Raw genomic sequence first — 6,640 nt, 5'->3', positions numbered from 1 at the left:
CCCAGATGGACGAAACGGGCCCATGATCGTTTATTTGGGGAGCGCGAAAGCGTTCTCGTGGTGCGATGTACAGCAAAAGCCACCGATCTCAGATGCTACTTATCGTTATCAGAACTCCAAAGCGCCCTCTGACACCCCACAGGCCTCGCGGACGACTCGGCCCCCGCGTCGTGTTCGGACTCAAGGCGCGCGGGCGTCGGTCACCCGTTGAGGAGGGTGATGCAGCGCCCGGCCGGGCTGGTCACGGTGGTGATCGCGGTGCGTTCGTCGATGGGAGGCGCGTTCGTGCGCTGGTCGAAGATCGCAAGGGTGCCGGTCGGCAACTGGAGTCGGTCGAGATAGCGGTCCAGCTGTAGGAGCCCGGCCTTGAGCGGGTTGGATCTGCCGGTGCGCCAGGCCTTGATCTCGAAACCCTCGCGATGGACCTGCCGCGGTCCCCCGCGGGGTACGTAGGGCCAGCGGAGATGAAGGTCAATGCGGCCGGAGCCGAGCGCGTATTCGCGTTCGGCCTGGCCGGTACCGTTGATGGCGCGCTGGAGGTAGCCCATGAGAATGAGCTGGGGCGCGGCCTCGTCGTAGTAGCCGCGGCTGGTGAGGAACTCGCCGTTCTCGATCCACCAGACCGCGAAGTCGGCGAGGACTCGTGGAAGATCGAAACTGCCGTCCGGGCGGACGAAGGTGCGGGGATCGGTGGTGATGCTCTCCTGCACGGAGGACGACAGGACGCGGACGATGACCTCGCGGTAGATCGGATTCGCGGCCCGTACTGGTGGGTCGGGTGCGATGAGGCCGAGATCACGGACATAGCTGACGTCGTCGTCGTACGGGTCGAGGACGAGCGGGTCCCCGGCGATCAACGGAGCGTTGATCTCACGGACACGGGGTTCGGCTAGCTTGGAGGCCAGCGAGTCCAGGTGGGTGGCGCGCGCAAGGACGAACCGTTCCTTCGCGGCCTCGAGATGCTCAAGTGTGATCGTCTCTGTGGCGGGCACGGCCATCTCCTCGACGACCTCGCGGGCCAGCGCGTTGACCAGCCACGGCTGGCCGCCCGTGAGCTCGTAGGCGTGCTCGACGGCGCCCGGCGCGAACGGCTGGCCGGTGGCGGCGGTGTGCTGACCGTAGAGCTCCGCCACCTCATCCGCGGTGAAGTCGCCCAGCCTAAGCGACTTGAGTTTGATGTTGAAAGAGCTCGACGTGCCCAGCCGCGACGGGTCACCACCGGCCGCCGCCTTGTAGTCACGGACATCGCGGAGACCACACAGCACGACCGATGCCGGGAAGGGCGCTGTGGAGCGGGCGTTGTAGCCGTCCCGCACCTGGCTGAGCACACTGATCAGCGACTGGCCCTGAAGGGCGTCGATCTCGTCGAAGAACAGGACGAGCGGACGTGGGCAGATCCGGGCCCAGGCTCCGAGCGCCTCGACGATCAGGGTGCCGTCGGAGGTCTCCGGCCACGGCGCCGGCCGCAGCTCCGCAGGCAGGGTGTCCTCGGCGCTGGAGCGGAGCCGGTCGAGAATCGCCCGGGACGCGGCGCGGATGTCGTCTCCCCAGGCGCGCCCGGTCTCGCAGGAGACGTGCACCGCGGCGTACCGGCCCTGCATGGTCAGGTCGGCCGCGAGTGCGCGGAGCGCCGTCGTCTTCCCCGTCTGGCGGGGCGCGTGGACGACGAAGTAGGCCTTGAGATCCACCAACCCGGGCGCCTCCGGGAGGCGGGACAGCGCCGGGATCATGTAATGCTCCGCGGGGATGCACGGCCCAGTCGTGTTGAACCGACGGCTCACCAGTCCTCCTCCCCGCCCGACTCGCTACTTCACGACCAGCCTACCCGTGATCGACGATCTACCTGTGCGGCGAGTGATTCCTCCCTGACTGGTCGCGATCGCGCGGACGGACCAATGGAACACTCGTTCAATCCGTCAGGCGACACTCCGGTCGGCGCGGTCATCCAGCGTCGCCCCTGGCCAGGGGCCGGGTAGCGACCGGCCGGACGGTAATTTCAAGGCCAGCAACCAAGATCTATCGATTCGGATGCTGGTACAGAGAGGCCACCCTTTTTCTGATCACGCCTCCGACCTCGGTGAATGCGGTTCGCGATCTATCGCTTTGAGATTCAACACCATGGAACGGTGCTGGTCAGGGCCTCGACAGCTGGTTCGAGCCCCGGCCGGACGACCATGTTGGGATCATGCGAACCGCGTCCGTTCCGCCGAGGTGCTGAGCGGTGGCGACTTCGGAGGACCCGCGGTAGCCACGGCAGCCGCTGGTGCCGCGGCAAGAACGCGCATGGCAACCTGTTCGCCGACGGCCTGGGCAGCGACGAAGGGACCATCACGTCCCAGCTGCCGTCCAGCATGCCGATGGCACCGGCCGGGAGTCGCCGTTCACGTCAGGCGACAGGACCATAGCCCTTCGTCCTGGACCACGTCAGGTCCGTGGTCTCCTTGGCTGACGTCCCCGCTTCAGTGGTGATCATGGTTGACACGTCCCGCGCACGGCTGTTCGGCAACCTCGACGATGAGATGCCTGGTGCATGACGGGATGCCTTGAGGAGGATCGCGGAGCCGTGCCCGGTCGCGATCTTTCTCGACGGTTCTACGAGCGGGCGGTTCGGTCGCTGGTCGTGGGCGTGCCCCACGCTGCCGCGTTGCTCGGTGAGGGGTCCGAGGTCCTCGGCTTCGACGACGAGGTCTCCACGGACCACGACTTCGGCCCCCCGTGCACGACCCGCTCGATCTGCTCACCACGCGGCGTCGGGCACTGGCCTGGTACCCCGACGACGTCTGGCGCTACGTCCTGGCAGCCGGCTGGCTGCGGGTCAGCCAGGAAAAACCGTTCATCGGCCGCACAGGTGGCCGCGGCGGCGACGACCTCGGCTCGCGTGTGCTTGCCGCCCGCGTGGCCCGCGACCTCATACGGATCGGCTTTTCTCCTCGAACGCCTTGGTCTGGCTGAGCCCGTCGATCCCGCCCCGCGCCGCTTTCATTCCCGAGACATCCACGTACTCGGCGCCGAACGCCTCACCCGTGCGCCGACCGATGCGATCAGCGATCCGCCGCTGCGAACCCTCCTCACCCGACTCGGACACGGGCCCGACGGCCCGCTCGGCCATCTTCTCGGCGCGATCGACCAGGCCACCGACAGCTTAGCGCGCTGGCCGGACGTGCCGTGGCGGTCCGTCACAGGCTTCCGCAACATCGCCGTTCACACATACTTCGAGGTCGACTGGTCAATTGTGTGGCGCATCCACGCCGGCAGCCACACGTTCTGTTCAGGCCGCCGAGGTCTCACCGCTCGGATCGCCCAGCGTGGCCACCTTCTCCAGCTTGTGTTACGTTCGTCACACCGGTGGACGTATGCACTCCGCCGCCACCTCCCAGCGCTCCAACCAGGAGCGATCCCCACTCCACCATCACACCCCCACCCGTAGTGCCACAACCTCACTGCTACGGTTACGCAACGCCACAAATCGATAGGTATGGAGAACCGGGATGGCCAAGCGCAACGCCGCGCTCACTCTTCTCTTAGTCGAAATCGGCGCAATCGCGCTACTTGTGAATTCTCTGATCTCGTTCGACTGGCATGAACTTTGGTTCACCCTGTCGATCTCGATCGCTATTCCGTGTTGGGTTCTCGCCGTCAAGGCGCTTTCTACTTGCGGCGTGACAACCCAGCGCCGCACCCCGTGCCGTAAGGTGCTCCCAGCTGATCGCCGATCGGTGTTTTTGATCTAGGTTTCCCGTCTGCGGGCAAGGGTGGGGAGCGACGGTCGTGTCGCGACGCCGGGTCCACCTGCATCCTCGGCACCGGCGTGCCTGCGGTCGCCTTCGCCAGGCTCCGCCCAGTCCGCCGGCAGCGCGGTCAGCAATGTCCGGCCTGAACGCCAGCGGTTCGGGAGCCGCCGTTGTCGACCCGTTCGACCCACCCGTCGACGGTGAGTTGTCTTGCTGGTGTGGTGGGAGGAGTCGGTGCTTGGTCGCGCCCGGCGGCGACCGATGGCAGAGTACCCTTGAGGTACTGGAGGCACCGACGGACTGGTAGCTGGCGGGAAGGAGACGGACGCGGCGATGATGGAGCAGACGCCCCGGCAGGTTGCGGTCAAGGTCTCGCCGGAAGGCGACAAACTGATCACCAGTGGCGCGCACTACTTGCATATGAGCAAGAAGGATCTCGTCGAGGCGGCGGTCGCATTTTACCTGGATGCGCGCCGCGAGGAAATGCAGTCCGGGATGCGGGAGCTGCTGAGCGAGCTCGACGGCAGCCGCGCGTCACGGATAGCGATGCTCGCCGGGATGACTCGTGCTGAACTCGACGCGATCGGCGGCGTCGAAGAGGACCGCTGACGGTGGCCGGACGGGCCCGCCCCACGCTCCGCTGCCTGCGAGAGGATCTCGCCTTGACGGTCCCGCGCGCGGACACGCCTTTGGAGGACATCGGCCATCCGCTACTCGGCAAGGTCGGCGACCGCTTCGCCGACGACGACACGCCGCAGGAGCGGATCGCCGCGATCGACGATCAGGTGTTGTTCAAGGTGAAGGTCCAGCGCTGGCGCGGTGCAGTGTGGGTCGACGCCGGGATCCCATGGCTGGCGGCGGCCGGGCAGCGGGAGGAAGGCTCGCCCGATGACTTCTACGCGGCGCTGGCCGCACGCGCAACCGCCGCGCGGGCACGCTACAACGCCAGACACTCGCCTGCTCTCGCCACCACGACCTACACCGGTGACCTGCTGTCCGGTCAGGAGGACAAGCTGAGGTGGCGGGCCGAGTCGGCGACGCGCGCCGAGCGCACGCTCAGGGCGGCGGTGCACCGGCTGGTAGGCGAGTCACTGCTGGACGGCCAGGAGCATGCCGTCATGCTGGACGGCGCGGCGCTGGGCATCCAGGTCGTCGCTGACCAAGGTCACGAGACCTATGTCGCGATCCGCCTCATCGGCTCGGTCCCGCGACGGCTCGTCGCGACGATCCTCAGCCTCGTACCCGGATGTGAAGCCGACGCATGGATGTCCGACTACGCCATGCCGCAGCGGGCAGTGGCCCCCGAAGAGCAGATCTGGTCCAACATCATGGACCCAGCCGAGGCTGCGACGTTTCTCGACCAGCAACCATGAGCCTGTCATCCCTCCTGAACCCGAAGAGGAACGTCAACGCGACCACCACGCCGACGACTACGGTCACGAGACGGGTCGAAGCGTCCGGAACCGCCAGACCTGCGGAACACCCGCTCGATCCGGTAGGTGATGTAACGGTCGGCGCGGTCACTGGACATCGTCCCTGGCCAGGGCACGGGTAGCGACCGGCCGGACAGTGATTTCAGGGGCCGCAACCAAGATCGAACGGTTCGGATGCTGGTACACAGGGTCCACAAGCTGGCTTTGCCTGCTCAGCCCCCCTTCGGGGGCGCTTTCGCGTTTGCCGCTGGCTCCTGGCTGGACATCAGGTGTCAGCGCGCCTGGCCCCGACTGGGCCCGATCATCTGGGCAACACCGCTACCCCGTGAAGATCGAAGTCGGCGGGCACTAATTATTGACGGCGGTCGAGCTTCCCACCGAGCCTTTTCAAAGTTGGTTGTTCTAATGGCCCTCGCTGGCGAGGACGAGGACGGCCTGGGCGAAGGTGCCGACGCGGCGTGGGCAGCCGCGGAAACGGTCGAATATGTGCCAGTTCTTGAGGACCGCGAATCCTCGTTCACCTTGTGAGCGGGTGGTGGCATGGGTCCGGTTGGCCTCCTTGTCACGGTCGGGGAGGTCGTTGTTCTTGGGTTTCTTGATCGGGACGAGGAGGCGCTCGCCCTCGCCGCCGATGTAGCCCTTGTCCGCGTAGAGGTAGAGCTCCGAACGGTCGATCAGATCGAGAATGTCGTGCATCCGGGCCGCGGTGAGGTCATGGACGGAGCCGGGAAGCCCTTCGGAGATCCAGATCAGCCGGCCGTAGGGGTCGGTGAGGCTCTGCAAGGTGATGCCGTGGTACTTGTGCTTGCCCGAGTAGTACAGCTTGTTATGCGCCCGGACACGATTGGTACGCACGATGGTGCCGTCGAGGATGAGGAAGTTGCTCTGGGTCCACGCGAAAATCCAGGCCGCGGCGAGCAGGGTCCGGCCGTGAGTGGCGAGCAGGCGGACGGCTTCGCGGATGTAGTTGTGGACGGTGCCGACGCTGACCTGGAACCCCTCGGCGAGTCGCTCGTAGCGTTCACCCTTGCGTAGGTGGACGAGTACCAGGAGTGCCTGCTCGTGTGGGGGCAGCTTGCGCCAGGTCCGGCGCTGGGCGCGGTCCTCGGCCAGCAGCCCCGCGAGGAAGATCAGGGTCGACTCGGGCAGGTCGACGACACCAGGGTAGGTTAGCAACGGAAGTCCTCGGTCAAGGGCACAGTGGAGTAGACACCCTGTGATCTACCGAGGACTTCTCTATTTACGGCACCCCTCCGGCCACCGCCCGGCCAACTATCGCCGCCGCCAGATGGCGGAACGACTGGAGCCGGCGCCCGTTCAATTAGCTAATTGGTGATCCTCAACCGCCGAGAGAATCAGACAAACCGAGATTGAAAAGGCTCGATGTGCCACCGTTTCGTCCGTCCTTCGTCTATCAGCTCACAGTCGGCGCGCCGCCCAAAGATTTGCATTGAAATAACTTGATTATTCTATGTC

General features: G+C 65.9%; 8 protein-coding genes. 5 read left to right on the top strand and 3 right to left on the bottom strand.

What is annotated here, in order from left to right; all coding sequences use genetic code 11:
- Positions 1–200: 200 nt before the first annotated feature.
- Positions 201–1,781, bottom strand: a complete 1,581-nt coding sequence (locus AC08OT_RS18075) for an AAA family ATPase (RefSeq protein ID WP_476603078.1) — start codon at positions 1,779–1,781, stop codon at positions 201–203.
- Positions 1,782–2,715: 934 nt separating this feature from the next.
- Here AC08OT_RS18075 and AC08OT_RS18070 point away from each other — a divergent pair.
- A complete protein-coding gene (locus AC08OT_RS18070; RefSeq protein WP_462203587.1) occupies positions 2,716–2,952 on the top strand; it encodes a DUF4037 domain-containing protein in 237 nt (78 codons plus the stop codon).
- On the opposite strand, the gene AC08OT_RS18065 is transcribed toward AC08OT_RS18070, so the two are convergent.
- Positions 2,909–3,085, bottom strand: coding sequence for a hypothetical protein (locus AC08OT_RS18065; protein WP_462203589.1), 177 nt, complete (start codon positions 3,083–3,085; stop codon positions 2,909–2,911). The genes AC08OT_RS18070 and AC08OT_RS18065 overlap by 44 nt on opposite strands.
- 75 nt (positions 3,086–3,160) lie before the next feature.
- Here AC08OT_RS18065 and AC08OT_RS18060 point away from each other — a divergent pair, with 75 nt between their 5' ends.
- The 4 genes from AC08OT_RS18060 to AC08OT_RS18045 all read left to right on the top strand — a co-directional run bounded on the left by AC08OT_RS18060 (position 3,161) and on the right by AC08OT_RS18045 (position 5,104).
- Complete coding sequence (locus AC08OT_RS18060; RefSeq protein ID WP_476594280.1) at positions 3,161–3,427, top strand: HepT-like ribonuclease domain-containing protein; 267 nt, start codon at positions 3,161–3,163, stop codon at positions 3,425–3,427.
- 61 nt (positions 3,428–3,488) lie between these two features.
- On the top strand, positions 3,489–3,731 hold the full coding sequence (locus tag AC08OT_RS18055) for a hypothetical protein (RefSeq protein WP_476594277.1): 243 nt from the start codon (positions 3,489–3,491) through the stop codon (positions 3,729–3,731).
- A gap of 333 nt (positions 3,732–4,064) precedes the next feature.
- Positions 4,065–4,340 carry a hypothetical protein gene (locus AC08OT_RS18050; protein WP_462188646.1) on the top strand — a complete coding sequence of 92 codons (276 nt, stop codon included), beginning with the start codon at positions 4,065–4,067 and terminating at the stop codon, positions 4,338–4,340.
- A 53-nt stretch (positions 4,341–4,393) separates the two neighbouring features.
- Positions 4,394–5,104: a hypothetical protein gene (locus tag AC08OT_RS18045; RefSeq protein WP_476594278.1), complete on the top strand. Its 711-nt coding sequence runs from the start codon at positions 4,394–4,396 to the stop codon at positions 5,102–5,104.
- 462 nt (positions 5,105–5,566) lie between these two features.
- On the opposite strand, the gene AC08OT_RS18040 is transcribed toward AC08OT_RS18045, so the two are convergent.
- The gene (locus AC08OT_RS18040; protein ID WP_476594279.1) at positions 5,567–6,340 is read right to left on the bottom strand and encodes a transposase family protein; all 774 of its coding nucleotides are present in this window, start codon (positions 6,338–6,340) and stop codon (positions 5,567–5,569) included.
- Positions 6,341–6,640: the final 300 nt, after the last annotated feature.

The sequence above is a fragment of the Frankia sp. CgJB1 genome (assembly GCF_977947065.1).
This window is presented reverse-complemented; position numbering and strand designations above follow the sequence as displayed.

Excerpts from the sequence above, each read along its gene's own strand:
- AC08OT_RS18050 (WP_462188646.1), top strand. The coding sequence starts at position 4,065 with ATGATGGAGCAGACGCCCCGGCAGGTTGCGGTCAAGGTCTCGCCGGAA.
- AC08OT_RS18055 (WP_476594277.1), top strand. The coding sequence starts at position 3,489 with ATGGCCAAGCGCAACGCCGCGCTCACTCTTCTCTTAGTCGAAATCGGC.